This window comes from Streptomyces sp. NPDC052910 (genome assembly GCF_055585605.1).
In genome coordinates this window covers 225,378-251,182 of the sequence record NZ_JBVJJR010000009.1, presented here as the reverse complement: position 1 = coordinate 251,182, position 25,805 = coordinate 225,378, and the positions used below count along the sequence as shown (strand labels likewise).

Annotated in this window: 24 protein-coding genes, 2 tRNA genes and 1 pseudogene; 15 read left to right on the top strand and 12 right to left on the bottom strand. The window is 70.0% G+C overall.

The window, feature by feature from the left end; translation table 11 throughout:
• Positions 1 to 90 precede the first annotated feature (90 nt).
• The 8 genes and pseudogenes from ACZ6X9_RS28355 to rpmH form a co-directional block, all read right to left on the bottom strand.
• Positions 91 to 1,197, bottom strand: coding sequence for a ParB/RepB/Spo0J family partition protein (locus tag ACZ6X9_RS28355; protein ID WP_469780835.1), 1,107 nt, complete (start codon positions 1,195 to 1,197; stop codon positions 91 to 93).
• Positions 1,194 to 2,252 carry a ParA family protein gene (locus tag ACZ6X9_RS28350; RefSeq protein WP_469780834.1) on the bottom strand — a complete coding sequence of 353 codons (1,059 nt, stop codon included), beginning with the start codon at positions 2,250 to 2,252 and terminating at the stop codon, positions 1,194 to 1,196. The genes ACZ6X9_RS28355 and ACZ6X9_RS28350 overlap by 4 nt, the downstream gene beginning before the upstream one ends.
• A gap of 281 nt (positions 2,253 to 2,533) precedes the next feature.
• Positions 2,534 to 3,250, bottom strand: coding sequence for a 16S rRNA (guanine(527)-N(7))-methyltransferase RsmG (rsmG, locus tag ACZ6X9_RS28345; protein ID WP_469780833.1), 717 nt, complete (start codon positions 3,248 to 3,250; stop codon positions 2,534 to 2,536).
• A 161-nt stretch (positions 3,251 to 3,411) separates the two neighbouring features.
• Complete coding sequence (locus ACZ6X9_RS28340) at positions 3,412 to 3,933, bottom strand: Jag family protein (protein WP_469780832.1); 522 nt, start codon at positions 3,931 to 3,933, stop codon at positions 3,412 to 3,414.
• A 15-nt stretch (positions 3,934 to 3,948) separates the two neighbouring features.
• Positions 3,949 to 5,064 carry a membrane protein insertase YidC gene (gene yidC, locus ACZ6X9_RS28335; RefSeq protein WP_469780831.1) on the bottom strand — a complete coding sequence of 372 codons (1,116 nt, stop codon included), beginning with the start codon at positions 5,062 to 5,064 and terminating at the stop codon, positions 3,949 to 3,951.
• Between the two features lie 3 nt (positions 5,065 to 5,067).
• Positions 5,068 to 5,385, bottom strand: a complete 318-nt coding sequence (yidD, locus tag ACZ6X9_RS28330; RefSeq protein ID WP_469780830.1) for a membrane protein insertion efficiency factor YidD — start codon at positions 5,383 to 5,385, stop codon at positions 5,068 to 5,070.
• 71 nt (positions 5,386 to 5,456) lie between these two features.
• Positions 5,457 to 5,822: pseudogene (rnpA, locus tag ACZ6X9_RS28325) on the bottom strand (ribonuclease P protein component); the annotation flags it as partial.
• A 24-nt stretch (positions 5,823 to 5,846) separates the two neighbouring features.
• Positions 5,847 to 5,984: a 50S ribosomal protein L34 gene (gene rpmH / locus ACZ6X9_RS28320; RefSeq protein WP_003949374.1), complete on the bottom strand. Its 138-nt coding sequence runs from the start codon at positions 5,982 to 5,984 to the stop codon at positions 5,847 to 5,849.
• A 447-nt stretch (positions 5,985 to 6,431) separates the two neighbouring features.
• Here rpmH and dnaA point away from each other — a divergent pair, with 447 nt between their 5' ends.
• The 10 genes from dnaA to ACZ6X9_RS28270 all read left to right on the top strand — a co-directional run bounded on the left by dnaA (position 6,432) and on the right by ACZ6X9_RS28270 (position 19,514).
• Entirely contained in the window at positions 6,432 to 8,255 is a 1,824-nt protein-coding gene (gene dnaA, locus ACZ6X9_RS28315; RefSeq protein ID WP_469780829.1) for a chromosomal replication initiator protein DnaA, read from the top strand.
• A gap of 871 nt (positions 8,256 to 9,126) precedes the next feature.
• Positions 9,127 to 10,257, top strand: a complete 1,131-nt coding sequence (dnaN, locus tag ACZ6X9_RS28310; protein WP_469780828.1) for a DNA polymerase III subunit beta — start codon at positions 9,127 to 9,129, stop codon at positions 10,255 to 10,257.
• A 274-nt stretch (positions 10,258 to 10,531) separates the two neighbouring features.
• Entirely contained in the window at positions 10,532 to 11,407 is an 876-nt protein-coding gene (gene gnd, locus ACZ6X9_RS28305; RefSeq protein WP_469780827.1) for a phosphogluconate dehydrogenase (NAD(+)-dependent, decarboxylating), read from the top strand.
• Positions 11,408 to 11,456: 49 nt separating this feature from the next.
• The gene (gene recF / locus ACZ6X9_RS28300; protein ID WP_469780826.1) at positions 11,457 to 12,590 is read left to right on the top strand and encodes a DNA replication/repair protein RecF; all 1,134 of its coding nucleotides are present in this window, start codon (positions 11,457 to 11,459) and stop codon (positions 12,588 to 12,590) included.
• Positions 12,587 to 13,132: a DciA family protein gene (locus ACZ6X9_RS28295; RefSeq protein ID WP_469780825.1), complete on the top strand. Its 546-nt coding sequence runs from the start codon at positions 12,587 to 12,589 to the stop codon at positions 13,130 to 13,132. The genes recF and ACZ6X9_RS28295 overlap by 4 nt, the downstream gene beginning before the upstream one ends.
• Positions 13,133 to 13,478: 346 nt before the next feature.
• Positions 13,479 to 15,545, top strand: a complete 2,067-nt coding sequence (gene gyrB, locus ACZ6X9_RS28290) for a DNA topoisomerase (ATP-hydrolyzing) subunit B (protein ID WP_469780824.1) — start codon at positions 13,479 to 13,481, stop codon at positions 15,543 to 15,545.
• A gap of 46 nt (positions 15,546 to 15,591) precedes the next feature.
• Entirely contained in the window at positions 15,592 to 18,225 is a 2,634-nt protein-coding gene (gyrA, locus tag ACZ6X9_RS28285; protein ID WP_469780823.1) for a DNA gyrase subunit A, read from the top strand.
• Positions 18,226 to 18,228: 3 nt separating this feature from the next.
• Positions 18,229 to 18,999, top strand: a complete 771-nt coding sequence (locus ACZ6X9_RS28280; protein WP_469780822.1) for a DUF3566 domain-containing protein — start codon at positions 18,229 to 18,231, stop codon at positions 18,997 to 18,999.
• Positions 19,000 to 19,095: 96 nt separating this feature from the next.
• Positions 19,096 to 19,169, top strand: a tRNA-Ile gene (locus tag ACZ6X9_RS28275).
• 210 nt (positions 19,170 to 19,379) lie between these two features.
• Entirely contained in the window at positions 19,380 to 19,514 is a 135-nt protein-coding gene (locus ACZ6X9_RS28270) for a DLW-39 family protein (protein ID WP_003958712.1), read from the top strand.
• A gap of 130 nt (positions 19,515 to 19,644) precedes the next feature.
• Here ACZ6X9_RS28270 and ACZ6X9_RS28265 read toward each other — a convergent pair whose 3' ends face one another.
• Both ACZ6X9_RS28265 and ACZ6X9_RS28260 read right to left on the bottom strand, forming a co-directional pair.
• Entirely contained in the window at positions 19,645 to 20,754 is a 1,110-nt protein-coding gene (locus ACZ6X9_RS28265) for a serine/threonine-protein kinase (RefSeq protein WP_469780821.1), read from the bottom strand.
• Positions 20,755 to 20,763: 9 nt separating this feature from the next.
• Positions 20,764 to 21,309: a helix-turn-helix domain-containing protein gene (locus ACZ6X9_RS28260; protein ID WP_004939854.1), complete on the bottom strand. Its 546-nt coding sequence runs from the start codon at positions 21,307 to 21,309 to the stop codon at positions 20,764 to 20,766.
• A 117-nt stretch (positions 21,310 to 21,426) separates the two neighbouring features.
• Between ACZ6X9_RS28260 and ACZ6X9_RS28255 the strand changes: the two genes are divergently transcribed.
• Positions 21,427 to 21,499 (top strand) — tRNA-Ala (locus tag ACZ6X9_RS28255).
• A gap of 81 nt (positions 21,500 to 21,580) precedes the next feature.
• On the opposite strand, the gene ACZ6X9_RS28250 is transcribed toward ACZ6X9_RS28255, so the two are convergent.
• On the bottom strand, positions 21,581 to 22,246 hold the full coding sequence (locus ACZ6X9_RS28250; RefSeq protein WP_469780820.1) for a DUF5324 family protein: 666 nt from the start codon (positions 22,244 to 22,246) through the stop codon (positions 21,581 to 21,583).
• A gap of 227 nt (positions 22,247 to 22,473) precedes the next feature.
• On the opposite strand from ACZ6X9_RS28250, the gene ACZ6X9_RS28245 reads away from it, so the two are divergent.
• Positions 22,474 to 23,007: a peptidylprolyl isomerase gene (locus ACZ6X9_RS28245; RefSeq protein WP_469780819.1), complete on the top strand. Its 534-nt coding sequence runs from the start codon at positions 22,474 to 22,476 to the stop codon at positions 23,005 to 23,007.
• Between the two features lie 104 nt (positions 23,008 to 23,111).
• Entirely contained in the window at positions 23,112 to 23,969 is an 858-nt protein-coding gene (locus ACZ6X9_RS28240) for a rhomboid family intramembrane serine protease (RefSeq protein WP_469780818.1), read from the top strand.
• Between the two features lie 353 nt (positions 23,970 to 24,322).
• Here ACZ6X9_RS28240 and crgA read toward each other — a convergent pair whose 3' ends face one another.
• Positions 24,323 to 24,577 (bottom strand): cell division protein CrgA, encoded by a 255-nt coding sequence (gene crgA / locus ACZ6X9_RS28235; RefSeq protein WP_469780817.1) that lies wholly within the window; start codon positions 24,575 to 24,577, stop codon positions 24,323 to 24,325.
• 136 nt (positions 24,578 to 24,713) lie between these two features.
• On the opposite strand from crgA, the gene ACZ6X9_RS28230 reads away from it, so the two are divergent.
• The gene (locus ACZ6X9_RS28230; RefSeq protein ID WP_469780816.1) at positions 24,714 to 25,496 is read left to right on the top strand and encodes a DUF881 domain-containing protein; all 783 of its coding nucleotides are present in this window, start codon (positions 24,714 to 24,716) and stop codon (positions 25,494 to 25,496) included.
• Positions 25,497 to 25,616: 120 nt separating this feature from the next.
• Complete coding sequence (locus tag ACZ6X9_RS28225; protein ID WP_223768141.1) at positions 25,617 to 25,805, top strand: hypothetical protein; 189 nt, start codon at positions 25,617 to 25,619, stop codon at positions 25,803 to 25,805.

Genomic DNA, 25,805 nt, shown 5'->3' with positions numbered 1-25,805 from the left:
CCGGTCCGGCAGCAGCGGCTCAATCCGCGCCCACTGCGCGTCTGTCAACGGCACACCGGATCAACGATCAGATGATCCGAAAGAAACGGCCTAGCCGTCCGCGTCCTCGGTATCCGTGGCCGACAGCTTCTGCTCCAGCACACCGCCCTCGCCCGGGGCCAGCGTGCTGAGGATCCGCTCGAGGTCTTCGATCGAGGCGAACTCGACCACGATCTTGCCCTTCTTCTGCCCGAGGTCGACCTTGACCCGGGTTTCGAAGCGGTCGGACAGCCTGGACGCCAGATCACTCAGCGCCGGGGACACCCGAGCGCCGGCCCGCGGCCCCTTGGCCTTCGCCGACTTCTTCGTCCGGGAGCCCATCAACTGGACGATCTCTTCCACCGACCGTACCGACAGGCCCTCCTGCACAATGCGGCGGGCGAGCTTCTCCTGCTCCTCGACGTCGTCCACGGCGAGCAGAGCCCGACCGTGCCCGGCGGACAGCACGCCCGACGCCAGCCGGAGCTGCACCTCGGGTGAGAGCTTGAGCAGCCGCAACGTGTTGGAGACCTGCGAGCGGGAGCGCCCGATACGGTCCGCCAGCTCGTCGTGCGTGCAGGCGAAGTCCTTGAGCAGTTGGTCGTAGGCCGCCGCTTCCTCCAGCGGGTTCAACTGCGCACGGTGGAGGTTCTCCAGGAGGGCATCCAGGAGGAGCTTCTCGTCCTCCGTCGCCCGGACGATCGCCGGGATGCTCTCCAGCCCGGCCTCACGGCAGGCACGCCAGCGGCGCTCTCCCATGATGAGCTCGTAGCGCTCCGGAGCCAACTGCCGGACCACCACCGGCTGGAGCAGGCCCACCTCGCGGATCGAGGTGACCAGCTCCGCCAGGGCGTCCTCGTCGAACACCTCGCGCGGCTGCCGGGGGTTGGGGGTGATGGAGTCCAGCGGCAGCTCGGCGAAGTGCGCCCCAGCCACCGTCTCGGTGGGCTCGGGCTCAGGGTCGGGCCGCCGGACATCCGCCGGCTCCGCCGCGGGTACCCCGCTCTCGGGAGGCGTCACGCCGGTCGGCGCGATCCCCCGGTCGGCGGTCAGCAGCGGCACCGCAGTGGGAGACGTGGCACCGGGCCCCACCGTGGGGGTGCCGATCTCCGCCCCCTTCGGTGCCGCCGGGATCAGGGCCCCGAGCCCACGGCCCAGGCCTCTACGTCGTTCACTCACTGCAGCCCCTCCGACATGCTGTGCTGGTCCTGCTGTTGCTGGTGGCCCACCGGCTGATAGCCCACCGTATGGGTCTCGTCGGCGTCGTAGTGCACGGAGACGCCCCGCAGCGCGATCTCGCGGGCCGCCTCCATGTACGACAACGCTCCACTGGATCCCGGGTCATATGTGAGCACCGTCTGGCCGTAGCTGGGGGCTTCGGAGATTCTCACCGAGCGCGGGATGCTGGTTCTCAGCACCTCCCGGCCGAAGTGGCTCCGCACCTCGTCGGCCACCTGGGAGGCGAGGCGGGTCCGTCCGTCGTACATGGTCAGCAGGATCGTCGACACATGCAGCTTCGGGTTGAGGTGGCCGCGTACCAGCTCCACGTTGCGCAGAAGCTGCCCCAGGCCCTCGAGCGCGTAGTACTCGCACTGGATCGGGATGAGCACCTCCGCACCGGCGACCAGCGCGTTGACCGTCAGCAGCCCCAGCGAGGGCGGGCAGTCGATGAGGATGTAGTCCAGCGGCTGCTCGTAGGCCTTGATGGCCCGGTCCAGCCGGCTCTCCCGGGCCACCAGGGAGACGAGCTCGATCTCGGCACCGGCCAGGTCGATGGTGGCCGGTGCGCAGAAGAGCCCTTCCACGTCCCGGACCGGCTGCACCACGTCGGAGAGCTTGCGCTGATCCACGAGGACGTCGTAGATGGACGGCACGTCGGCATGGTGGTCGATGCCCAGCGCCGTCGAGGCATTGCCCTGCGGGTCCAGGTCCACGACGAGCACCCGGTTTCCGTGCAGCGCCAAGGAGGCCGCCAGGTTCACCGTGGTCGTCGTTTTGCCGACGCCACCCTTCTGGTTGGCCACCACCATGACCCGGGTCTGGTCGGGACGTGGCATCCGGGTTTCACGTGAAACGACCTCTGCGGCATCCGGAAGGCCGGGGCCGGGGACCGGTTCGGAGTCGGCGGGGCGGGGGCCGGGGACCGGGTCGGCCATCGGCCCCGCGATATTGGCGTCGGACCGCAAGGATTCACTCTCCTCGACATCAGGCTCGCGATGGGGAGAGCCTGCCATGGTTCGCCGGGTACGAACCAGTGAGGCCCACTCTCCTGTGGATGAATCCACCGTGCCTGTGGATACCGGGGGAGGCTCCACAGTGTCGGCCGGCCGGCGGTCGCGGGCGGCGGCTGCACGACCGCGCCCGATGATCCCTTGCAGCAACGAGCGATGTTTCACGTGAAACACGATGCCCGCGACCCTCGGCTACCTTGTCACGACACTCCGTGACGCATACTTTAGGCAGCTTGTATGGAGCACTCCCGGTACCGCCGGCCGGAGTAATCAGCGGCGGATGATCAGCGGCGCCGGCGCGACCGGCTCGTCCGGGCGGCCTTGGCCCGCTTCGCCGCGAAGCGGACGCCGCCGGGGCTCTCCCCGACCTCGACCCGCACCAGCGTGGACGGCGGATCCACCACGCCCTCGCCGACCTGCAACACGGAGGTCCGCTCCACGCCGAGCCTGCTGAGCGCGGCGCGGGCCCCCTTCAGCTCTTCCTCGGCGGTGTCGCCCTTGAGGGCCAGCATCTCGCCGTACGGCCGCAGCAGGGGAACGCCCCAGCCGGCCAGCCGGTCCAGCGGAGCCACCGCACGCGCCGTCACCACGTGCACGGGCGGCAGCTTGCCCAGGACCTCCTCGGCACGGCCGCGGACGACCGTGACGTGGTCCAAGCCGAGCAGCTCGACGACCTCGGACAGGAAGGTCGTCCGCCGCAGCAGCGGCTCTAGCAGGGTGATCTGGAGGTCGGGACGGACCAGCGCCAGCGGGATGCCCGGCAGGCCGGCGCCCGAACCGACGTCGCACACGGAGACGTCCTGGGCGACGGCCTCGGAGAGCACGGCGCAGTTCAGCAGGTGCCGCTCCCAGAGCCGGGGGACCTCCCGGGGGCCGATCAGACCGCGCCGGACGCCCGCGTCCGCGAGCAGCTCGGCGTAGCGGACGGCGTCCTGAAAGCGGTCACCGAAAACCGCCCGAGCCTCCGGGGGCGCCGGGGGGAGCTCCGCTGCCTCTTCCACAGTGAACCGTCCTTCCGTACCACGTTGTATCGACGACTCTGCGTATCGACGAATGCGACGAATCTGTGGGACCCCGAACCTCGGAGTCCGATGTCAGGCTGACAAGGTTCGGCCCCGTCTGCGGACAGACGGGGCCGAAGCTACCGGGAATCGGGAGCGGGTCACACCGGCAGGACGACCACGCGGCGCTGGGGCTCCTCGCCCTCGGACTCGCTGCGCAGACCGGCGGCGGCCACCGCGTCGTGGACGACCTTGCGCTCGAACGGCGTCATCGGGTCGAGCTTGACCGGCTTGCCGCTCTGCTTGGCGTCCGCGACGGCCTGGGCACCCAGCTTGGCGAGCTCCTCGCGCTTGCGGGCCCGGAAGCCGGCGATGTCGAGCATCAGCCGGCTACGGTCACCGGTCTCCCGGTTGACCGCGAGCCGGGTGAGCTCCTGGAGCGCCTCCAGCACCTCGCCGTCACGGCCCACCAGCTTCTGCAGATCCCGGCTGGTGGAGTCGCTGATGATCGACACGGACGCCCGGTCGGCCTCGACGTCCATGTCGATGTCACCGTCCAGGTCGGCGATGTCGAGCAGCCCCTCCAGGTAGTCGGCCGCGATCTCGCCCTCCTGCTCCAGGCGGGTCAGCAGGTCGGTGCCCTCGGCGGCGTCCGCACGGGTCTGGTGCTGGGTGTCCGTCACGGTGGGACTCCTTCGTTACTTCTTGGACGACGGGTGCTTGGGCCGCTGGGGGCCGCCCTTGCGCTGCCCGGACTTGGCACCGCGGGACGAGCCTCCGCCCTGCTTGGACTTGGCGTCCTCCGGCTGCTCCTTGGCGCCGTTCCCCGAGGAGGCCTTGGTGCGGGCCTGCGGGCGGCCGGCCGGCTGCTGACCGGTGGCGGGAGTCGCGGTGCGCTTGGCCTTCGGCTGCCGCTTGGGCTGCTGGCGGGCGGCGCGGGCGGCCTCGGCGGCCTGCTTGGCCTCGACCTCCGCCGGGTCCTCCTTGAGCTTGCCCTTGGCCCGCAGCCGCTCCTGGCGCTGCTGGTAGGCGAGGCTGCCCGGGGTGGGGTTGCGACGGATGATGAACATCTGCTGGCCCATGGTCCACACGTTCGTGGTCAGCCAGTAGACGAGGACACCGACCGGGAAGTTGATACCGAAGACGGCGAACATGATCGGGAAGACGTACATCAGCATCTTCTGCTGCTGCATGAAGGGCGTCTTGACCGTGAGGTCGACGTTCTTCGTCATCAACTGGCGCTGCGTGTAGAACTGCGACAGCGACATCAGAACGATCATGACCACCGTGACGACGCGGACGTCGGTGACGGTGGAACCGAGCTTCTCGATCTTGGTCGCGCTGTCCAGGAACTTCACGGACAGCGGGGCACCGAAGATGTGGGCCTGACGGGCGCTGGACAGCAGGTCGTGGTTGATGACACCGACCGTCTTGCCCTGGGCGATGTGGTTGAGGACCTGGTACAGCGAGATGAAGAACGGCGACTGGGCCAGGATCGGGAGACAGCTCGAGAGCGGGTTGGTGCCCGTCTCCTTGTAGAGCTTCATCATCTCTTCGGACTGGCGCTGCCGGTCGCTCTTGTAGCGCTCCTGGATCGCCTTCATCTTCGGCTGGAGCGCCTGCATGTTCCGGGTCGCCTTGATCTGCTTCACGAAGAGCGGGATCAGGCAGATGCGGATCAGGACCACCAGCGAGACGATCGACAGACCCCACGCCCAGCCGCTGTTCTTGTCGAAGATCAGACTGAAGAACGAGTGGAACTGGACGATGATCCAGGAAACTGCGTAATAAAGGGGCTTGAGGACCGTGTCCACGTATCAGGCTCCTTGGGCGTTGGGCTGAGTCTCGGGCTGTGCGGCGGCCCCGGCTACGGGGTGTCCGCCCAGTCGGCTCCTCAGCCGCTGGTGCCAGACCGGACGCTTCCGGGGAGGTACGTGGTCGACGCCACCGGGCGACCACGGGTTACAGCGCAGGACGCGCCAGGCCGTCAGCACCGTCCCCTTGATCGCGCCATGCACCCGGATGGCCGTGTAGCCGTAGTGCGAGCACGACGGGTAGTACTTGCAGACCGGACCGAGCAGGGGACTGATGGTCCACTGGTACAGCTTGATCAACCACAGCAGCGGGTACTTCACCGTGCACTCCCTCCCGGGTCATGGCCGGGATTCCGGGGAACCGAGGTATCGGTACCCGGGGGATTGCAGCTTCGCGGCGCCCCTCCCAACAGCCGCTGCAGCGCGGTATCGAGATCGCGGGCGAGCTGACCGAAGTCCGCTTCGCCCGCGCCCGGCAGGGCTCGCACCACCACCAGGCTACCGGCGGGCAGCGTGTCAAGCCGGTCACGCACGAGGTGGCGCAGCCGGCGTTTGACACGGTTGCGGACGACCGCGCCGCCCACCGCCTTGCTCACGACGAAACCCGCACGTGCCGGGGGGACACTTCCCCCAGGCGCGTGCGGGTCCGTTTCACTGCGGAGGTGGACGACGAGGAGTGGGCGCCCGGCCCTGCGTCCTCGTCGAACCGCGGTCGCGAAGTCCTCGCGCCGCCTCAGCCGAGACTCGGAAGGCAGCACGTCATGGACCTTGAGTCAGGCTGCTCAGGCCGACAGGCGGGCGCGACCCTTGCCACGGCGGGACGCGAGAATCGCGCGGCCGGCACGGGTGCGCATGCGCAGACGGAAGCCGTGGGTCTTCGCACGACGGCGGTTGTTCGGCTGGAAGGTGCGCTTGCTCACTCGGGGGCTCCAGAAATGAATCGTGTGATGGCGGGACATCGCCTGGCTGTCACCGTGCGCCCACGAGGAAGCTCGCAATACGCAAGGCACCGCTTCACGATCACACTCCGGCTTGGAGAAGTGCGACCCTTGCCCATCGGAGGCAGGCGGCAGCAGCCATCGACAACTCGACCTGGTCACGGTACGCGCCGTTACGCCATCCGGTCAAACCGGCAGCGCACCAGCATCAACCGTAGCCTCCCGGGGGCTCCGGACGTGCCAGCCGTGCCCGGGTGAGGCGCCATGGACCGCCCCATGGCACATTTGTACACACCCTGTGGACAACGACTTGAACGACGTGCCACGGCCTGACTACCGTGGCTGAACTCCGAATCCTTCCCGCCCGTCCCGAGAACCACACATTCGTGGGACCGGAGGGCGCCCCCGCTGACCGAGAGAGCGTGCCCTGTGGCTGACCTGCCTGCCGATCTTGCCGCAGTGTGGCCGCGCGTGCTGGAGCAGCTCCTGGGCGAGGGAAGAGTCGAGAGCAAGGACGAGCACTGGATCAAGCGCTGCCAGCCGCTGGCCCTGGTCGCGGACACCGCGCTGCTCGCCGTCCCCAACGAGTTCGCCAAGGGCGTACTGGAAGGGCGGCTGGCCCCGGTGGTCAGCGACGCCCTGAGCCGGGAATGCGGCCGGCCCATCCGTATCGCGATCACCGTCGACAACTCCGTCGGCGAGCCGGCCGCGCCCCAGCAGCCCGCGCACGAAGAGCGTTCGCACAACGGCCAGGGCCGTGACACGTACGAGGGGTACGACGGGCGCTCCGGCTACGACGGCCGGGACGGCCGGGACGGCTATGGCCGCGGTGGCGGCGACGACCTGCCGACCGTCCGCCCCGCCTACCCCGACTACCAGCAGTCCCGCGCCGAGCCCGGCTCCTGGCCACGGCACACGGGCCCCGGCGGTCCGGGGGGCCGCGGCCAGGACCGGGGCGACTACGGCTGGCAGCAGCCGCGGCTCGGCTTCGCCGAGAACGACCGTGACCCCTATGCCTCGCCGCAGCACTCGTCGTCCGGCTACGAGCAGCAGCGCGACTCCGGCGGTTACCGGCCGGGCGGCGGCGAGCGGTCCTACGAGCAGCAGCGCGAGCTGCCGGACGCCCGCGGCCGTGGGGCCGGCCAGGGCGACCGCCCGGTGCCCGGCGGCTCCGGCGCGTCGGGCACGGGGAAGTCCGGCGCCTCCGGCCCCGGTGAGCCCACCGCCCGGCTGAACCCCAAGTACCTCTTCGACACCTTCGTCATCGGCGCGTCCAACCGCTTCGCGCACGCGGCGGCCGTGGCGGTCGCCGAGGCGCCGGCGAAGGCGTACAACCCCCTCTTCATCTACGGGGAGTCGGGGCTCGGCAAGACGCACCTGCTGCACGCGATCGGGCACTACGCGCGCAGCCTCTACCCGGGGACGCGGGTGCGGTACGTGAGCTCCGAGGAGTTCACCAACGAGTTCATCAACTCCATCCGCGACGGCAAGGCGGACGCGTTCCGCAAGCGCTACCGCGACATGGACATCCTGCTGGTCGACGACATCCAGTTCCTCGCGAGCAAGGAGTCGACGCAGGAGGAGTTCTTCCACACCTTCAACACCCTGCACAACGCCAACAAGCAGATCGTGCTCTCCTCGGACCGGCCGCCCAAGCAACTGGTGACCCTCGAGGACCGGCTGCGCAACCGCTTCGAGTGGGGTCTGATCACCGACGTCCAGCCGCCCGAGCTGGAGACCCGGATCGCGATCCTCCGCAAGAAGGCGGTCCAGGAGCAGCTCAACGCGCCGCCGGAGGTGCTGGAGTTCATCGCCTCCCGGATCTCGCGCAACATCCGCGAGCTGGAGGGCGCCCTCATCCGCGTCACGGCGTTCGCCAGCCTCAACCGGCAGCCCGTGGACCTGGGCCTCACCGAGATCGTCCTCAAGGATCTGATCCCGGGCGGCGAGGACGCCTCGCCGGAGATCACGGCGCCGGCCATCATGGCCGCGACGGCCGACTACTTCGGGCACACCGTGGAGGACCTGTGCGGCGCCTCGCGCAGCCGGGTGCTGGTGACGGCGCGCCAGATCGCCATGTACCTCTGCCGCGAGCTCACGGACCTGTCCCTGCCGAAGATCGGCGCGCAGTTCGGCGGCCGTGACCACACGACCGTGATGCACGCCGACCGCAAGATCCGTGCCCTGATGGCCGAGCGGCGGTCCATCTACAACCAGGTGACCGAGCTGACGAACCGCATCAAGAACGGCTGACAGGACCGCGCCGAGCGCGCGGCGGACGCCTCCCAGGGCGCTCCGGGACGGTTCCCGGAGCGCCCTTCGCCGTTCCGGAAGGCGTCGCCTCGCGGCCACGTCGTTCGAATAGGGACCCCCGTCACCCCGTTCTCCACAGAATCCGCCCTCGGGACCCGTCCACATCCTGGGGACCGGGAAGTTATCCAGATGATGTCCACAGCCGGGCCTGTTGACAGCTCATCAGTGGAGGTCAGAGGGGTGTGGAAGTGTGGGGAACCGAAGTCCACAGCCTGTGGATGACGGAGCGGCCCGCGACGGGCGCGCCGGTTGTCCACCGGCCGCCCACAGGAAGATCGACGTTGTGCACAGCCTTTCCCCAGGGTTGTCCACTGTTCGGCAACGAAACGCCCGAGCTCACCGCGCCGAGTGAAAGGCGTCACACGAAGCTGCCGGGTTGGGCTGTGGGGAACCTGGGTAAAGCTGGGGACGAGCCTGGGGAGAAGTGCGCCCTGCCTGTGCACCGCCTGTGCAGAACTTTTGTTTCTCCACAGCGACCCCCTGTTTTCCACCGGTGCCGCCCACAGGGGCAGTGGACAAAAAATTGGGTCTGACCAGGGAAAAGGAAGTTTTCCACGGTTTCCACAGGCCCTACTACTACGACCACTGAGATCAACCGGGAAACTCGCTTCGAAGTGGGTCCTGTGCACAACTCGGCCCGAGGCTGCGCCACGCCGCCGGGTGCGACTTGACCCCGAGCAGCGCCGGCTGTCAGCGGCGTACGTCAGACTGGTCTCCGGTTTCGTAGCCGTCGCAGCCGACGGAGCCCGACGAAGCCGGCGACGAAGACAGCCCAGCAGGGCCAGCCAGCAACAAGCAGGAGGCGGTTCCGGTGAAGATCCGGGTGGAGCGCGATGTACTCGCGGAGGCAGTGGCCTGGGCGGCCCGCAGCCTCCCGGCCCGTCCGCCGGTGCCGGTCCTCGCGGGACTGCTGCTGAAGGCCGAGGACGGCTCGCTCAGCCTCTCCGGCTTCGACTACGAGGTCTCGGCCCGGGTCTCCGTCGAGGCCGACGTGGAGGAGGACGGCACCGTCCTCGTCTCCGGCCGGCTCCTCGCCGACATCTGCCGCGCACTTCCCAACAGGCCTGTGGAGATCTCCACCGACGGCGTCCGCGCCACCGTGGTCTGCGGCTCCTCGCGATTCACACTCCACACCCTGCCTGTGGAGGAGTACCCGGCGCTGCCCCAGATGCCCACCGCCACCGGCACCGTCCCGGCCGAGGTCTTCGCCTCCGCCGCCGCCCAGGTCGCCATCGCCGCCGGCCGTGACGACACCCTCCCGGTGCTCACCGGTGTGCGCATCGAGATCGAGGGCGACACCGTCACCCTGGCCTCCACCGACCGCTACCGCTTCGCCGTCCGCGAGTTCATGTGGAAGCCGGAGACCCCCGACGTCTCCGCCGTCGCCCTGGTCCCCGCCAAGACGCTGCTGGACACCGCCAAGTCGCTCAGCGGCGGTGACACCGTCTCGCTGGCGCTCTCCGGCTCCGGCGCGGGCGAGGGCCTGATCGGCTTCGAGGGCGCGGGCCGCCGCACCACGACGCGGCTGCTGGAAGGCGACCTGCCGAAGTACCGCACGCTGTTCCCGACCGAGTTCAACTCGATCGCCGTGATCGAGACGGCCCCCTTCGTCGAGGCCGTCAAGCGTGTGGCCCTGGTCGCCGAGCGCAACACCCCGGTCCGCCTGAGCTTCGAGCAGGGCGTGCTGATCCTGGAGGCCGGCTCCAGCGACGACGCACAGGCTGTGGAAAGGGTCGACGCCCGGCTGGAGGGCGACGACATCTCGATCGCCTTCAACCCCGGCTTCCTGCTGGAGGGCCTCTCCGCGATCGACTCCCCGGTCGCCCAGCTCTCCTTCACCACCTCCACCAAGCCGGCGCTGCTCAGCGGCAAGCCCGCGGTCGACGCGGAGGCGGACGAGGCGTACAAGTACCTGATCATGCCGGTGCGCCTGTCGGGCTGACGCCTCGGCGCGGCACTCCCCGGCGGCCGGTGCGCGAGGGCCGTCCCTCGCACCGGCCCCGCGAGCCGCTGCGGCCGTCGGGCCGACGCGTGACCGACGGGTCCCGCCGTCCCCCGCGCGGAGCACCGGCGGGGGACGGAGCGGCGCATGGACGGACGGCGGGCGGGTACCCGCCCCACCGTTTGAGCGCTCGGTCCCGACAGGTGTGCACGGACCCCCGGGCGTAGGCTCGGATCCGGGTAAACCGCTACGACTACGGCATAGAGGATCACTGATGGAGCTCGGTCTCGTCGGTCTCGGCAAGATGGGCGGCAACATGCGCGAGCGCATCCGCCGCGCAGGCCACACCGTCATCGGATACGACCGCAATGCGGACCTCGCGGACGTCCACAGCCTCCAGGAGCTTGTGGATTCCCTGAAGGGCCCCCGGGTCGTGTGGGTCATGGTCCCCGCGGGCGCGGCGACCCAGTCCACCATCGACGAGCTGGGCGAGCTGCTGTCGCCCGGTGACGTCGTCGTGGACGGCGGCAACTCCCGCTGGACGGACGACGAGAAGCACGCCGAGGAGCTGGCCGCCAAGGGCATCGGCTTCGTGGACTGCGGTGTCTCCGGCGGTGTCTGGGGCCTGGAGAACGGTTACGCCCTGATGTACGGCGGCGACGCCGAGCACGTCGCCCGGGTGCAGCCGGTCTTCGACGCGCTGAAGCCCGAGGGCGAGTTCGGTTCCGTGCACGCCGGCAAGGTCGGCGCGGGCCACTTCGCGAAGATGGTCCACAACGGCATCGAGTACGCCATGATGCAGGCGTTCGCCGAGGGCTGGGAGCTGCTGGAGGCGGTCGATTCCGTCACCGACGTGCGCGAGATCTTCCGTTCCTGGCAGGAGGGGACGGTCATCCGCTCCTGGCTGCTCGACCTCGCGGTCAAGGCCCTGGACGACGACGAGCACCTCGACAAGCTGCGCGGTTACGCGTCCGACTCGGGCGAGGGCCGCTGGACGGTCGAGGCCGCCATCGACAACGCGGTCCCGCTCCCGGCGATCACCGCGTCCCTGTTCGCCCGCTTCGCGTCCCGCCAGGACGACTCGCCGCAGATGAAGATGATCGCCGCGCTGCGCAACCAGTTCGGCGGCCACGCGGTCGAGAGCAAGTAACACCCGACGCGTAACAGACCACGCGAATCAGGAGGCTCGGCGCGCACCCATGCACGTTTCGCATCTCTCGCTCGCCGACTTCCGCTCGTACGCCCGGGTCGAGGTCCCGCTCGACCCGGGCGTCACGGCTTTCGTGGGTCCCAACGGCCAAGGCAAGACCAACCTCGTCGAGGCGGTCGGCTATCTGGCGAGCCTCGGCAGCCACCGCGTCTCCTCCGACGCGCCGCTGGTCCGCCTCGGCGCGGACCGGGCGTTCATCCGGGCCGCCGTCGTCCAGGGCGAGCGGCAGCAGCTCATCGAGCTGGAACTCAACCCCGGCAAGGCCAACCGGGCCCGGATCAACCGCTCGTCCCAGGTCAGGCCCCGGGACGTGCTGGGCATCGTGCGCACGGTGCTGTTCGCCCCCGAGGACCTGGCCCTGGTCAAGGGCGACCCCGGGGAGCGCCGCAAGTTCCTCGACGAGCTGGTCACCGCCCGTTCCCCGCGGATGGCGGGCGTGCGCTCGGATTACGAGCGCGTCCTGAAGCAGCGCAACACCCTGCTGAAGTCCGCGGTCATGGCCCGCCGGCACGCCGGCCGGTCGATGGACGTCTCCACCCTGGACATCTGGGACCAGCACCTGGCCCGCGCCGGCGCCGAGCTGCTCGCGCACCGGCTGGACGTGATCGCCGCCCTGCTGCCGCTGGCCGACGCCGCGTACGAGCGGCTGGCACCCGGTGGCGGCCCGGTCGCCTTCGACTACCGCGGCCCGGTCGGCGTCGGCGGTCCGGAGGGCGCGCGCACCCGCGAGGAGCTGTACGAGGTGCTGATCACGGCGCTGGGCGAGGCGCGCAAGCAGGAGATGGAGCGCGGGGTGACGCTCGTCGGCCCGCACCGCGACGACCTGGTGCTGCGGCTGGGGCAGTTGCCCGCCAAGGGGTACGCGAGCCACGGCGAGTCCTGGTCGTACGCGCTGGCGCTGCGGCTGGCCTCGTACGAGTTGCTCAAGGCGGAGGGCGGCGAGCCGGTCCTGGTCCTCGACGACGTCTTCGCCGAGCTGGACGCCCGCCGCCGGGAGCGGCTGGCGGAGCTGGTCGCCGACGGCGAGCAGGTGCTGGTGACGGCCGCGGTGGACGACGACGTCCCGGACGTCCTGTCGGGCGCCCGGTACGCGGTCTCCGAGGGAACGGTCGAGCGCGCATGACCGAGCGTTCCCCGGCGCAGCAGTCCTCGGCGCGCAGGGTCCCCGAGCCGTCCGGCGTGGACCTGGCGCGGGTCGCGCTGCGCGCGGCGAAGGAGCAGGCGCGGGCGCGGGGCGCGGCCGTGCAGCAGAAGAAGCAGGCGCGCCGAGGCGGCCTGCGCTCCGGCGCGCGCGCGGACGGCCGCGATCCGCTGCCGCTGGGCGCGGCCATCAACCGGCTGATCACCGAGCGCGGCTGGGAGACGCCCGCGGCGGTCGGCGGGGTGACCGGCCGCTGGCCGCAGATCGTCGGCGAGAACGTGGCGCTGCACTGCGAGCCGCAGGGCTACGACGAGGACGCCCGGGTGCTGACCGTGCGGTGTGACTCGACGACGTGGGCGACCCAGCTTCGGCTGCTCGCCCCGACGCTGGTGGCCCGGCTCAACGACGATCTGGGCCAGGGCACCGTCAAGCTGATCAAGGTGCTGGGCCCGGGCGGGCCGTCGCGCCGGTACGGAGCGCTGCGCGCGCCGGGGAGCACGGGACCGGGCGACACCTACGGGTGAGCCGCGGCGATTCCGTACTCGGGAGGGTTCCGGGGCGCACCGGACAAAGGGAGACCGCGGGTGTCCCCCGAGCGTGGTAGCGGGCGGTTGACAACCCGAAGCGCTGAGTGCCGCTGTGAGCCTCTTGGAGCCCCGGGGCGCATATAGGGAGTCGGCTGATGCCGGTTCAGGGCGGCACATGCGGACTCAGACACCGCCAAACCCCCATTCATGTCGGCGCTACCGGTAGACTGGTGGTAATCCCGCGCGTTTCGCGGAAACAAGTCGAACGACGCAGTCGCTCCCGCCTGCCCTCCCGGTCTCCCGACCGACGACGGCGCCCCGCCGCACAGGCAGGAGAAGGTCTGTGCTGTGCCAGAAAGGGCGCTTCGTGGCCGATTCCGGCAACCCCAACGAGAACACCACCCCTTCCCCCGAGGAAGGCGCCACTCCTGTGCCGGAGGACGCCTCGTCCGGCACCCCGGGCGGAGGTGCGTCGTACGACGCCAGCGCGATCACCGTGCTGGAGGGTCTGGACGCGGTCCGCAAGCGGCCGGGCATGTACATCGGCTCCACCGGTGAGCGGGGCCTGCACCACCTGGTGCAGGAGGTCGTCGACAACTCGGTCGACGAGGCCCTGGCCGGCCACGCCGACACCATCGACGTGACGATCCTCCCCGACGGCGGCGTCCGCGTGGTCGACAACGGCCGTGGCATCCCCGTCGGCATCGTCCCCTCCGAGGGCAAGCCGGCCGTGGAGGTCGTGCTGACCGTCCTGCACGCGGGCGGCAAGTTCGGCGGCGGCGGTTACGCGGTCTCCGGCGGTCTGCACGGCGTCGGCGTCTCCGTCGTCAACGCGCTGTCGACGCGCGTCGCCGTCGAGGTCAAGACCGACGGCTACCGCTGGACCCAGGAGTACAAGCTCGGCGTCCCCACCGCCCCGCTGCAGAAGAACGAGGCGACGGACGAGACCGGCACCTCCGTCACCTTCTGGGCCGACGGCGACATCTTCGAGACCACCGACTACTCCTTCGAGACGCTCTCGCGGCGCTTCCAGGAGATGGCGTTCCTCAACAAGGGCCTGACCATCGCCCTGACCGACGAGCGCCCGGACCACGTGGACGAGGAGGGCAAGCCGCTCTCCGTCCGCTACCACTACGAGGGCGGCATCTCGGACTTCGTCCGCTACCTCAACTCGCGCAAGGGCGAACTGATCCACCCCACGGTGATCGCCCTGGAGGCCGAGGACAAGGAGCGGATGCTCTCGGTCGAGATCGCGATGCAGTGGAACAGCCAGTACACCGAGGGCGTCTACAGCTTCGCCAACATCATCCACACCCATGAGGGCGGTACCCACGAGGAGGGCTTCCGCGCCGCGCTGACCTCGCTGATCAACAAGTACGCGCGCGACAAGAAGCTGCTCCGCGAGAAGGACGACAACCTCACGGGCGACGACATCCGCGAGGGTCTGACCGCGATCATCTCGGTCAAGCTGAGCGAGCCGCAGTTCGAGGGCCAGACCAAGACCAAGCTGGGCAACACGGAGGCCAAGACCTTCGTCCAGAAGGCGGTCTACGAGCACCTCACCGACTGGCTGGACCGCAACCCGATCGAGGCCGCGGACATCGTCCGCAAGTCGATCCAGGCCGCCACGGCCCGGGTCGCCGCCCGCAAGGCGCGCGACCTGACCCGCCGCAAGGGCCTGCTGGAGACCGCCTCGCTGCCGGGCAAGCTGTCGGACTGCCAGTCGAACGATCCGGCCAAGTGCGAGATCTTCATCGTCGAGGGTGACTCCGCCGGCGGTTCGGCCAAGTCCGGCCGGAACCCCGAGTACCAGGCGATCCTCCCGATCCGCGGCAAGATCCTCAACGTCGAGAAGGCCCGGATCGACAAGATCCTCCAGAACCAGGAGATCCAGGCGCTGATCTCCGCGTTCGGCACCGGCGTGCACGAGGACTTCGACATCGACAAGCTCCGCTATCACAAGATCATCTTGATGGCGGACGCCGACGTCGACGGTCAGCACATCAACACCCTGCTGCTGACGTTCCTCTTCCGCTTCATGCGCCCGCTGGTCGAGGCCGGGCACGTCTACCTGTCGCGCCCCCCGCTGTACAAGATCAAGTGGGGTCGGGACGACTTCGAGTACGCGTACTCGGACCGCGAGCGCGACGCGCTGATCCAGCTCGGCCGCGAGAACGGCAAGCGCATCAGGGACGACTCGGTCCAGCGCTTCAAGGGTCTCGGCGAGATGAACGCCGAGGAGCTGCGCATCACCACGATGGACATCGACCACCGGGTGCTCGGCCAGGTCACCCTGGACGACGCGGCACAGGCGGACGACCTGTTCTCGGTGCTCATGGGCGAGGACGTCGAGGCACGGCGCTCGTTCATCCAGCGCAACGCCAAGGACGTCCGCTTCCTCGACATCTGAGTCGGCCTGCACGAACAGCCGCGGCTCGAAAGGATTTTGAACACCAATGGCCGACGAGAACATGCCTGAAACGCCCGTGACGCCGGACGGCACCACGCCGGAGGGCCAGCCCGCCACCATCGAGGGCGTCGGGATGCGCGTCGAGCCCGTCGGGCTCGAGACGGAGATGCAGCGCTCCTACCTCGACTACGCGATGAGCGTCATCGTCTCGCGTGCGCTGCCCGACGTGCGGGACGGCCTCAAGCCGGTGCACCGGCGCGTGCTCTACGCGATGTACGACGGCGGGTACCGCCCCGAGAAGGGCTTCTACAAGTGCGCCCGCGTCGTCGGCGACGTCATGGGTACGTACCACCCGCACGGTGACGCCTCCATCTACGACGCCCTGGTGCGCCTCGCGCAGCACTGGTCGATGCGGATGCCGCTGGTCGACTCCAACGGCAACTTCGGCTCGCCGGGCAACGACCCGGCGGCGGCCATGCGGTACACCGAGTGCAAGATGGCGCCGCTGTCCATGGAGATGGTCCGGGACATCGACGAGGAGACCGTCGACTTCCAGGACAACTACGACGGCCGGAACCAGGAGCCGACGGTCCTGCCGTCGCGCTTCCCCAACCTGCTGGTGAACGGCTCCGCCGGCATCGCGGTCGGCATGGCGACCAACATCCCGCCGCACAACCTGCGCGAGGTCGCCGAGGGCGCCCAGTGGTACCTGGCCAACCCGGAGGCCACCCCCGAGGAGCTGCTCGACGCGCTCATCGACCGGATCAAGGGCCCCGACTTCCCGACCGGCGCCCTGGTGGTGGGCCGCAAGGGCATCGAGGAGGCGTACCGCACCGGCCGCGGCTCGATCACCATGCGCGCGGTGGTCGAGGTCGAGGAGATCCACAACCGCCAGTGCCTGGTGGTCACCGAGCTGCCCTACCAGGTCAACCCGGACAACCTCGCCCAGAAGATCGCCGACCTGGTGAAGGACGGCAAGATCGGCGGCATCGCGGACGTCCGCGACGAGACCTCGTCCCGGACCGGTCAGCGCCTGGTGATCGTCCTCAAGCGGGACGCGGTCGCCAAGGTCGTCCTCAACAACCTCTACAAGCACACCGACCTCCAGACCAACTTCGGCGCGAACATGCTCGCGCTGGTCGACGGCGTGCCGCGGACCCTGTCGCTGGACGCGTTCATCCGCAACTGGGTCGCCCACCAGATCGAGGTCATCGTCCGGCGCACCCGCTTCCGGCTGCGCAAGGCCGAGGAGCGCGCCCACATCCTGCGCGGTCTGCTCAAGGCGCTGGACGCGATCGACGAGGTCATCGCCCTGATCCGGCGCAGCGACACGGTCGACGTGGCCCGCGAGGGCCTGATGGGCCTGCTGTCGATCGACGAGATCCAGGCCAACGCGATCCTGGAGATGCAGCTCCGCCGGCTCGCGGCCCTGGAGCGGCAGAAGATCGTCGCGGAGCACGACGAACTCCAGGCGAAGATCAACGAGTACAACGGGATCCTGGCCTCCCCGGAGCGCCAGCGCGGCATCATCAGTGACGAACTGACCGCGATCGTGGAGAAGTTCGGCGACGACCGGCGCTCCAAGCTGGTGCCCTTCGAAGGTGACATGTCCATCGAGGACCTGATCGCCGAGGAGGACATCGTCGTCACCATCACCAACGGTGGCTACGTCAAGCGCACCAAGACCGAGGACTACCGTTCGCAGAAGCGCGGCGGCAAGGGCGTGCGGGGCACCAAGCTGAAGCAGGACGACATCGTCGACCACTTCTTCGTCTCCACCACCCACCACTGGCTGCTCTTCTTCACCAACAAGGGCCGGGTCTACCGGGCCAAGGCGTACGAGCTGCCGGACGCCGGCCGGGACGCGCGCGGCCAGCACGTGGCCAACCTGCTCGCCTTCCAGCCGGACGAGCAGATCGCCCAGATCCTCGCCATCCGCGACTACGAGGCGGCGCCCTACCTGGTGCTCGCCACCAAGTCGGGCCTGGTGAAGAAGACCCCGCTGAAGGACTACGACTCCCCGCGCTCCGGCGGTGTCATCGCCATCAACCTGCGGGCGATGGACGACGGCCGCGAGGACGAGCTGATCGGCGCCGAGCTGGTGTCGGCCGACGACGACCTGCTGCTGATCAGCAAGAAGGCGCAGTCCATCCGGTTCACCGCCACGGACGACTCGCTCCGCCCGATGGGCCGGGCCACCTCCGGCGTCAAGGGCATGAGCTTCCGCGAGGGTGACGAGCTGCTGTCGATGAACGTCGTCCGTCCGGGCACGTTCGTCTTCACCGCGACCGACGGCGGCTACGCCAAGCGCACGGCCGTGGACGAGTACCGCGTGCAGGGCCGCGGCGGCCTCGGCATCAAGGCCGCGAAGATCGTCGAGGACCGGGGTTCGCTGGTCGGCGCGCTGGTCGTCGAGGCGACGGACGAGATCCTCGCGATCACCCTCAGCGGGGGTGTCATCCGGACCCGGGTCAACGAAGTGCGGGAAACCGGGCGTGACACCATGGGCGTCCAACTGATCAATTTGGGCAAGCGCGACGCCGTCGTGGGCATCGCGAGGAACGCCGAGGCCGGCCGAGAGGCCGAGGAGGTCGACGAGGACACGTCGGCCGAGGCCGGGGGCGGGGGGCCCGAGGTGGCCGGAGGCACGGAGCCTGCGGTCGAGGACACCGAGGAGTAGTTCGTGAGTCGAGCCACGGGCACCGCAAGCGGTGCGGACGCCGGACGACGCGGTGCCGGTGCTTCGTCGAGCACCGCGGTCGGCAAGGACGGTGCCCGTGGCGCCGACGCGGACGGGGCAGACTCCCCGGGTGGGAGCGACACCGCCGCCGCGAACAGGGGGGACTCCATGACGGAGACCAAGGGTCCGAAGCCGTACCACCCGCCGAAGGCCTACGAGCCGCCGGCCGACCGCACCGCGTCCAAGGCGGGCAAGGGCGCCGCCGGCGCCGCCAAGGGGGGCACCAAGAGCATGAGCAAGTCCGCGGGGGCCGCCAAGGCCCCGGCCGCGTCCCGGGCCGTACCGGGCGTCCCGGCCCAGGGGGCCGCCCCGGCGGCCGCCAAGGCGCCGGACGCCGCGGCGCCCCGCACCCGCTCCGCCCGGCTGCGGGTGGCCAAGGCCGACCCGTGGTCGGTGATGAAGGTCAGCTTCCTGCTGTCCCTCGCCCTGGCCGTCTGCACGATCGTGGCGGTCACGGTGCTGTGGCTGGTCCTGGACGCCATGGGCGTCTTCTCCGCCGTCGGCGGGACCATCAGCGACGCCACCTCGGGGGAGGGCGGCGGGTTCGACCTCCAGTCGTTCCTGTCGCTGCCGCGGGTGCTGATGTTCACCGTCGTCATCGCGGTCATCGAGGTCGTCCTGGCGACCGCCCTGGCGACCTTGATCGCGTTCGTCTACAACCTCTCGGCGTCCTTCGTGGGCGGGGTCGAGCTCACCCTCGCCGAGGACGAGTAACCCGCTCGGAAAAGGCCGCCGGGGAGCCCGCCCGAGGGGGAAGGGCGGGCGATTTTGGGACTGGGCCCCAAGTGCGCTAATCTTTCGGTGCAGCGCGGGGCTATAGCTCAGACGGTTAGAGCGCTTCCCTGATAAGGAAGAGGCCACAGGTTCAAGTCCTGTTAGCCCCACCGGCCCGATCGGCCCGGACGGAGAGAAATCTCCGGCCGGGCCGATCGGCTTTTCCGGGCCGGTGCGAACGGGCCGCGGGCGGCCCCGGCCGGCCCGGACGGGCCGGAGGGCGTCGGGAAAGGTCCGATACAGGTCACCGATCGGTATCGGCCGGTGTGTATCATCGGCCACCAGAGTCCCCTTACGTCAAGGAAAGACGAGGTCGCGCGGTGAAGAAGCTGCTCCTGGTCGCACTGGCCGCCATCGGCGGGCTCCTCGTGTACCGCCAGATCCAGGCGGATCGCGCCGAGCAGGATCTGTGGACGGAGGCGACCGACTCCGTGCCCGCAGGTTCGGGTGTGTGAGACGACGAGTTCTACGCGGAGCCCCGGCCGGAACGACGGCCGGGGCTCCGTTGTTCGTTCCGGCTGTTTCCCGCCGGACCCAAGTCTTCGCTACTGCGAATAAAATGATTGCAATAGTGAAGTAAGGGATTCAGGCGGCGGCGAGGGCCCAGACCCCCACCGTCAGACACAGCAACGCCAGCACCAGCACCACCACCGCTGTGGAGCGAGCCGGGGGCGGCGGCCGCCGGACGCCCGGGCGGCGGTGCCGACGAGCGCCGGAGGGCGTCGCCAGGGGCAGTGCGACCGGCTGCGGGGGTGTGGGCGGCATCGGGGGCGGTACGGGCCGTGGCGGGGCGCCCAGAGGGCCGTGCGGGGCCACCGGTCCGTCCGGCCCGAAACCCGGCGGCAGCGGACCGATCTGGTCGAAGACCTCGATCCGTTCCTCCCCGGCGGCGGGCGGGGGCAGCAGCGGCACGGCCGCGGCCAGGGCCGCGCGGGCCTCGGCGGCGCTCCGGAAGCGCAGCGCCGGATCGGGGGCCAGCAGGTGGGCCAGGACGGCCCACAGGGCCGCGGGGACCTCATCCGGCGCCGGCGGAGCCGGGTTGGCGGCCAGCCGCGCCACCAGGGCGTCGGCGTCCGGTTTCCGCCCGGCCAGCAGATACAGCCCGACCAGCCCCACGGCGAACAGGTCGGCGGGGAAGTCGGGTTCCTCACCCGCCATTTGCTCGGGCGCGAAGTAACCGGGTGTACCCATCACATAGTTGGTCTCGGTCAGCCGCGGTTCACCCTTCCGCATCGCACAACCGAAATCCGAGAGGCGTAAATGCGGGGGCCCGGTGCCGGTCGCCTCCAAAAGCAGATTCGCCGGTTTGATGTCCCGGTGCACCACGCCTTCCGCGTGCACCGCGCCGAGCGCGTCCAGCAACTGGTCCAGCAGGACGCAGACGAAACGCGCGGGCAACGGCCCGTAGTCGCCGATGAGATGGGCGACCGAGCCGCCGTGCACCACGTCCATGGTGAACAGCACCCGGTCGTCGTCGGCGGCCCAACTGACCGGGGCCAGCACGTGTGGGTGGTCGATGCGCAGCGCCTGCTCGCGGACGAAACGCAGCAGCAAGGTGTGGGCGTGGCTCTGCTTGAGCACCTTCGCCGCCGCGTACCGCCGGCGCGCCCGGTCCCAGACCCGCCAGACCTCCCCCACCCCACCGCGCCCGATGGGGTCCACCAGCTCGTAGCGCCCGGCGAACACCTCCCCCATCGCGGCGGGTCAGCTCTGGTGGGCCTCGTAGTGGGCGACCGCCTCCGCGGTCCGGCCGGCGCCGTAGACGCGCAGGAACTCGGCCAGTTCGGGGTGGGTCGGGGCGAGCGTGCCGGCCGCCTCGATGATGTCGCCGGCGGCGGCCACCGAGCGCAGCAGCGACTGGATCTCGCGGACGACCCGCTTGACCGTCGGGGCGCCGCTGCTCGCCGTGGTCTGCGTGGAGTTGAGGACCGAGCCGCCGGAGCTCCGCTTGACCTCCTCCATCCGCTCCGCGGCCTCCGCGGCGCTCACGCTGCCGTCGGCCACCTGGTGGGAGAGCTCCTGGAGGGCCTGGACGCGCTGTACCACCGCCGGGTTGCCGATCTTCGCCCGCTGACCGCTCATCAACTGCGAGAGCATGGGCGCCGAAAGGCCCAGGACGGAGGCGAGACGGGCCTGGTTGAGACCGAGATCGTCGATCAGCCGGCGGAAGAGCGCCCCCAGCGGCTCCCCGTACCAGCTCCGCTGCAGCTCTCGTGCGCGGGCGGTGGCTTCCTGCTGTGCTGCGTCCATCTCGCTCTCCCCTTCGCTTCGCTGCCGCGAATCTTGCGGTGCATCCTACGGAGAGTGGTGGGTCGCGGCGATACCTGGTCGGCCCCGCTCCCGGCACCGGGTACCCTGGTGCTCCGAGGGGCCTTAGCTCAGTTGGTAGAGCGCTGTCTTTGCATGGCAGATGTCAGGGGTTCGACTCCCCTAGGCTCCACGCAAAATCCCCTCCGACCTGCGTCGACGCGGTCGGAGGGGATTTTTTGACGTCCGGGGGCGGCCCGTGGGCCGGGCGGCGTCAGGAGTGGTCGTCGTCCTTCTTCTTCCCGGTGCCCTCGCCGTCCTCGGTGGCCTCCGCCTCGGCCTGCTTGGCCTGGACCTCCGGGTCGAGGGGGGCGCGTTCGCCGCTGCCGTCCACGGAGGAGAGGTGCGGGCGGTCGGCGACCTCGGTGGCGGCCGGGGGCTCGACCAGCCAGTCCGGGTTGGCCTGCTTGTCCCACCACCTCCAGGCCGCGACGGCACCGCCCACCAGCAGGCCCGCGAAGGCCAGCCGCTTGACGGCCCGGCCGGCCCGGCCGCGGCGGGCGCGCTTGCGGCTCAGACGCTCCACGTCCTGGGCGGGCACCTGGCCCCGCAGGACGGCGAGGGCCGCGGTGGAGCGGGAGACCGCCTCGTCACGGACGGGTTCCGCGGCGGCGCGGGCGCGGGCGGCGGCCTGGTTGACCTTGGGGGGCAGGACTTCCCTGGCGTGATCGATCCGGGGCTGCAGGTGCGCGTCGTACTGGGAACGCGCCTGGTGGGCGGCGCCCGCCACCTTGGGAGCGAGCCGGACGCGGGCTTCGTGCGCATAGTGCACGGCGGCGTCCTTGGCCGTGCCGGCGTAGGGCGCCACCACTTCCGCCGCGTGGCGCACGCTGTCCTTGGCGGTGCTGGTCGCGGCGCGCACGCTGTCCTTGCGGGTCACGAGAACCTCCTCCTCGGTGGCGTACTGGACTGTCGCCTTTCCACCCAGTGGGAAATCATGCCTGCCCAGGGGCGGTCCGGCAGGTTCGGAAGGGCATCCGGGTCAACGGGCCTCCGGCTCGACAATGCCATGGTTCGCCGCCGCGCGCGGGGCTTTGGGCGTTACTCGCCGGACGCCGGTCCGTGCGAGGATCGGTGGCTGTCAGTGCAGACTATGGAAGGTAGATCGTGGCCGAGCAGCTCTACGCCACCCTTAAGACCAACCAGGGGGACATCGAGATCCGGCTCCTGCCGAATCACGCCCCGACGACGGTCAAGAACTTCGTCGAGCTCGCGCAGGGCGAGCGCGAGTGGGTCCACCCGGCGACCGGCAAGAAGTCCACGGACAAGCTGTACGACGGCACGGTGTTCCACCGTGTCATCAGCGGCTTCATGATCCAGGGCGGTGACCCGCTGGGCAACGGCACCGGCGGCCCGGGGTACGAGTTCAAGGACGAGTTCCACCCCGACCTGTCCTTCAACAAGCCCTACCTGCTGGCCATGGCCAACGCCGGCCCGGGCACCAACGGTTCGCAGTTCTTCATCACCGTGTCCCCGACCACGTGGCTGACCGGCAAGCACACCATCTTCGGTGAGGTCAGCACCGACGCGGGCAAGAAGGTCGTGGACGCGATCGCGGGCACGCAGACCAACCCGCGCACCGACCGTCCGGTGCAGGACGTCGTCATCGAGAGCGTTGTGATCGAGTCCCGCGAGGGCTGACCGCACCGTTTCCGGGAACCCGGCGCCCCGCCCGTCCGTAAGACGGGCGGGGCCCTGCTCGACATCGGCGGCGCCCGGGTCCGCCACAGGGGCGAGGGGAGAGCATGAACGACCAGGCCGTCTGCTGTTACCGGCATCCGGAACGTGAGACGGGTATCCGCTGTACGCGCTGTGAACGGCCGATCTGTCCCGACTGCATGGTCAACGCCTCGGTCGGCTTCCACTGCCCCGAGTGCTCGGGCGGTTCCGGCACCGACCGGGGGAGCACCCGGCAGGACGCCTCCCCCCGTACGGCCGGGGGCGCCGTCGACCGGCCGGGCGACCCCTTCCTGGTGACCAAGGTGCTGCTGGGGATCAACCTCGCGCTCTGGATCGCGGTGATGGTCCGGGGGCAGGACCTGGTGGGCACCCTGGAGCTGATCGGCCGCGACCCGTTCCAGGACGGCGAAGGCGTCGCCGAGGGCCAGTGGTACCGGCTGCTGACCTCGCTCTTCCTGCACGAGTCGGTGATGCACATCGGCTTCAACATGCTGTCGCTGTGGTGGCTGGGGCCGCCGCTGGAGGCCGCCTTCGGCCGGGCCCGGTACCTGGCGCTCTACCTGCTGTCGGGGCTCGGCGGCAGCGCGCTCACCTATCTGATGGTCGACCCCGGCGGCCGGTCGTACGGCGCCTCGGGCGCGATCTTCGGCCTGCTCGGCGCCACCGCCGTGCTGATGCGCCGGCTGAAGTACGACATGCGCCCGGTGATGGCGCTGCTCGTGCTCAACCTGATCTTCACCTTCACCTGGAACAACATCGCCAAGGAAGCGCACATCGGCGGCCTGGTGGTGGGTGCTCTGGTGGCGTACGGCATGGTGCACGCGCCCCGCGCGCGCCGCGCGCTGGTGCAGTGGGCGACCTGTGGGGTCGCGCTGCTGGCGATCGTGGTGACCGTGGCCGTCCGCACGGCCGAGCTGGTCTAGCCGGGCGAGCCGGTCCGACCGGTTCAGCCGGCCGGGGCCCCGGGTCGGCCGGCCCGGCCGGACACGGCTCCGAGCCCCGGCCCCGGCCCGTCACCCACATCAGTGCGCCCGAAGTTGTCCACAGCATCCCCCGGCCGGTGTGCAGGACCGGGGGAAAGCCGCTTCCCGCACCGGCGGAACCCGCTCCGACCTGCGGATACGACGACGAACGCCGGTGTGGACGGCGATCCACGGGGATCGCGAACAGTCACACCGGCGTCAACATCGGGGAAGTTATCCACAGATCTTCTGAGTTTTTCCCCACTGTGGATGAGGGTGTGGATAACCTCGGCCGGGGCAAGCGCGGCCGGCCGCTACTTCCACTGGGTGGAGACCACGAACCCCGCCGCGATGAAGCCGAAGCCGACCACGATGTTCCAGTTGTGCAGGGACTCGATGGGCATGTCGCTGCCCGTCACGTAGAAGACCACGATCCACGCCAGCCCGATCAGGAACAGTGCCAGCATGAGCGGAGCCACCCAGCGCCGCCCGCTGGTGAGCTTGATGCTCTGCTGCTTCGCCGGCGGAGGCGTGAAGTCTTCCTTCTTGCGGATCCGTGACTTCGGCACGAGGAACTCTCCTGTCGATGCGCTGCGTAACCGCGCTGGGGGTACAAGGGCTGGTCGGCCGCGTCGGGGAGCGCTTCCTCCCCCCGGGCGTCCGTTAGCGTAGTGCTTCAGCGGCGTCGGAGAGGACAAGGGTACGTTGAGCAATTCTGCCGTCTCCACCAGCGACGCAACGCCCGGCCACCGTCCTCCCCGCCGGTTCCGGCCGGTACGGCTGCTGACGGCCGCGGTCTTCGCCCTCGCCGGCCTCATCTTCTGGATGAGCTTCAACACCGCCAAGGGCACCGACATCCGCACCGACGCCTCCATGCTCCGGCTGTCCGACCTCATCCAGGAACGCAGCAAGGGCAACGGCGACCTGGAGCGGAGCGCCGCGGCCCTGCGCACCGAGGTCGACTCCCTCGCCGGCCGCGACTCCGGCGCCGGCACCGCGGAGGCCCGCAGGCTGGCCGCCCTGGGCGACGCCGCGGGCACCCGGGAGCTCGCCGGCACCGGCCTCACGGTCACCCTGACCGACGCCCCGCCCAACGCCACCGCCAAGATCCCCGGCGTGCCCCAGCCCCAGCCCAACGACCTGGTGATCCATCAGCAGGACCTCCAGGCCGTCGTGAACGCCCTCTGGCAGGGCGGCGCCCGGGGCATCGAGGTGATGGACCAGCGGCTGATCTCCACCAGCGCCGTCCGCTGCGTCGGCAACACCCTCATCCTCCAGGGCCGCGTCTACTCCCCGCCCTACAAGATCACCGCCGTCGGTGACCGCGGCAGGCTGCGCAAGGCCCTGGACGCCTCGCCGACCATCCGCAACTACCTCCAGTACGTCGCCGCCTACGGCCTCGGCTGGAAGGTCGACCAGCACGACGCGGTGACCCTCCCCGGCTACACCGGCGCGGTGGACCTGCACTACGCCCGGCCGGCCGGCTGACGGACCCGGCGCGCCCCGCGCGGACTCCGCGCCGGGGTTTGCCCGGCTGCGCCCCGCGCGCGGGTGCGGCCCCTTACTCTGGTGCGGCAAAGACCATCCCCGTCGGCAAGTAGGGACAGCATGTACGTCTGGATCTGGCGTCATCTGCCGGGCAACGCGTGGGTGAAGGCCCTGGTCTCCGTGGTCCTCGTGCTGGCCGTCGTCTACGTCCTCTTCCAGTACGTCTTTCCCTGGGCCGAGCCGCTGCTGCCGTTCAACGACGTGACGGTCGACGACAGCCTGCCGACACCGGCAACGGAATGGCGGTGA